Raw genomic sequence first — 3,248 nt, 5'->3', positions numbered from 1 at the left:
AATCCAACGCCCGACCAACAGGTACTATTCTATCTAGTCCTGTTATCGACGGTTGCTCTACAAGCTTTAACAGGTCTTTTTGTTCAACTTGCCAATAACTGAGGGTTTGTAACTTGTTATCGATGTGCTCAGGCAACTCAAGCATACATTGCAAGTGCTTGATTAAGAATAAACCACTGCCCAAATGCCAGCCTAAAAACTCAGGTTTAATACACTCAACAGGCAAGGCACAAATAGTCCGATTTACCAGTGGTTTATCTGCCAAACCGCTACTTTGAATTAGCTGACTGACCACGAGATGGTTATTTAGCCCATTGATTTCAATGGCCTGCCCGCTAGCCAATAAGTTGATTTGGCTAAATAAAGCCTGTTGCTGTGAGGTATTACCTAACCAAAAAATTACTCGTGGCGAAGAGCATGCTTGCTGGGCATGAGGTTGGGTGTCGCGCCACAATAAGGCTGCGAGTTCACTTACTTGCGCCTTATCAACTAAGGCATTGCCGTTAACCAAGGCAGCAGAATAACGATCAGCGAAGCTAATATCACGACAACGGGGTTTGATGGGTAAGGATCGGATAGCATTGACGCTATCGTCGCCGCCCCAAATTACTCGGGCATCCGCCAGCAAAGATAATTCTGCGCTAAAAGTGGCCTCTTTGGGATAAGTCACAAACAGGTTACTTTGGGCAACATCGGCAAATTCCGCTTGATTTAAAACCTGATTGAGTAATTGCAGCAAGGTATTTTTAGCCGCAGAGTCGGCACTGGCAACCCGCACAATGTTGTTATTGCCCATCAATAACGAACATATCCAGCTATAGACAAACATGGTATCCACATTGGCAGGCGTAAAGTGCAGCACTAATCCTAAAGCCTTAGTAATGCCGCTTGATTGACTTTGCTGTGTTTCTTTTAGCTGCTGAATATGACTATTCCGCAACCAAAAACCAAGAGCCACCAACTCCGGAAGGGCTTTGGCTCGACTATCGGATAATAGCAGCTTAGATAAGACCTGAATGAAGGCTAATATTTGCGGGGCAAATGGTTGCCTAAGTGGAGCATTTACACAGTTGGATAAACTGCTGTGTGCAGGCGCCAATATTGTTAACTCAGCCATGGGCCACTCCGGTTTGTGTATCGCTGCATCCACGTACTTCGGTTTTGGGTAAACGACCATCAATCGCGATGGTCTTACCTAATTGACCACAGGGACAAGTATCAATAGCAGTTATTCTGCCCATGTCTTCAGTGAGTAAACTAAAGCCGGGATAGCTCGTTGGCAAGGCAGATAATACTTGGATTATACCCTGCTCACTTATTTTGCACGGCGATAAGTCATAAGGGTTGCGCACAATCACATCAGCCAGTAATGGTGCATGAAGGTGGCCATGATAACATTCAACAAAGATGGTGCCGACCTGTTCAGCCATACCATAAAAGTTATGCACTTTAGTGGCGCCTATGGTCTGTTTAATGTGCGCTTTTAAGGTGTCGTTATCGACTTTTTGATCTTCAAGTTTTTTCCAGCCGCCGCTATGCAATACAATGGCCTGCTCTAACTTAAGTTGTTTATTTTGCTGTTTTAAAGCCTCAATAAAATAAGCCCATAACATAAAGGTAAAACCAAAAATCAATACCGGCTGATTGCGATACTTTGCAGTAAAAGCGGCAATGGCTGGCCAGTCAGGCTGCATATTGTCATCTAAGGCATAACAGTGGTCACGACCAAAAAACGCAAGCCCCTGAATCCCCGCCGCACGAGCACTAAACTTAGGATTTTTAACAGTGCTAGCGGCATCAATGATCAACATGGGTAAACGTTGTTTGCCAATCGTAGCTTGTAATATATTCACCAAGGCTTTTGACTGCCGCGCACTGGTGGCTTTGTCTAAATAAACTTTAGCGGCAGTTTGACTAGTCGTCCCTGAAGACTGCAATACTTTAAAAATCTCTGGCTGATCAATGCTATAGAGTTCAAGTTGTTTAAACAATCGCACTGCGATATAAGGCAAAGCTTCTAGCTCACTGGCCACAGACTGTTGCTGATTGGCGTTAATAATATTTTGATAGGCTAAACAGTGTTGTTGATGATGTAAGTGTAAGTCATTCAAAATGGCTAACAGTAGCGACTCTTTTTGGACTTGTGGCAAAACATGGCTATCTTGCTGCATTAACTCAATGAGCTTTTGGCTATAAGCGCCCAATGGCTGCTGTGTGTTCTGATGTTCCGACATATTAGCGACCTAAAACCTGCAACATGGCGGGATAATCCTTTTTACCATTGGTTGTTAAGGGCAATGCATCGACATTAAACACTTCTATAGCGCTATGATGTAGATGTAATTGGCGACTCAAATTAATTTTTAGATCAGCTGTTTGATTATGATTTTTAACCGCCACCAGCAATTTACTATCGTCACCTAAACAATAACAAGCCAGACCTTGTTGAGTGAGAATGTTTTCAATTTCATCCAAATTAATCCGTAAACCAAACAGTTTAATAAAACGTTTAAGACGACCACTAATGAAATAATCTCCATCGTCGTCTCGATAAGCAAGATCACCGGTCTTTAATTCTTCTACACTAATCAGTTGCGCTAAGTCTTTAAGTTGCTCAGCATAGCCCAACATTACATTCGCACCGCGATAGATTAATTCGCCAGTTTGCCCCGCCTGATTAATGACTTGCCCCTGTTCATCGTGCAGCACAAACTCCCCACCAGGAATAGCGCGCCCAATGCTTTGTGGCTTGGCGGCAATGACTTCACTGGGTAAATAGGCCATACGCGCCGTGGCTTCGGTTTGTCCATACATCACAAAAAACTGTTTGTTATGTTGTTGTGCATAGTCGGCAAGCAAGCTCACTTTATCTTCGGCCAGTTTACCCCCAGCTTGGGTAAAATAACGTAAGCTGGGTAAATCCATGCTGTCAAATTTAAGCCGAAACAACATAAGGTATATATGAGGCACGCCAGCAAAGCTGGTGATTTGCTCACGCTTAAATAACTGCCAAAATTCACGATTTACCACAGAGTGCTGGTTAAATACGATACAAGCCCCTACCAGTAAATGGCTGTTGATGACCGACAAACCATAAGAATAGAAAAACGGTAAAGTGGTAATAGTGACATCTGTTGGCAAAATAGGCAGATAGTGACAAATTGATTGCGCATTAGCTTGCAAATTAGCTGCGCTTAAACACACTTGTTTGGCTGACCCGGTAGAGCCTGAGGTAGATAATAATAAGG

General features: G+C 43.4%; 3 protein-coding genes. All 3 read right to left on the bottom strand.

Annotated elements, in window-relative coordinates; genetic code table 11:
- The coding region (locus NWQ57_RS02265) for an acyl-CoA reductase (RefSeq protein WP_306020367.1) at positions 1-1,117 on the bottom strand (1,117 nt) is incomplete at its 3' end.
- A complete protein-coding gene (locus NWQ57_RS02260) occupies positions 1,110-2,234 on the bottom strand; it encodes an acyl-protein synthetase (RefSeq protein WP_306020366.1) in 1,125 nt (374 codons plus the stop codon). The genes NWQ57_RS02265 and NWQ57_RS02260, both read right to left, overlap by 8 nt.
- Before the next feature lies 1 nt (position 2,235).
- Positions 2,236-3,248 (bottom strand): AMP-binding protein (locus tag NWQ57_RS02255; protein ID WP_306020365.1); only part of this gene is annotated, 1,013 nt, incomplete at its 5' end.

The sequence above is a fragment of the Paraglaciecola sp. genome, assembly GCF_030730205.1.
Taxonomy (GTDB): Bacteria; Pseudomonadota; Gammaproteobacteria; order Enterobacterales; family Alteromonadaceae; genus Paraglaciecola.
The sequence above is the reverse complement of the archived record's forward strand: the minus strand, read 5'-3'. Positions and strand labels throughout refer to the sequence as shown.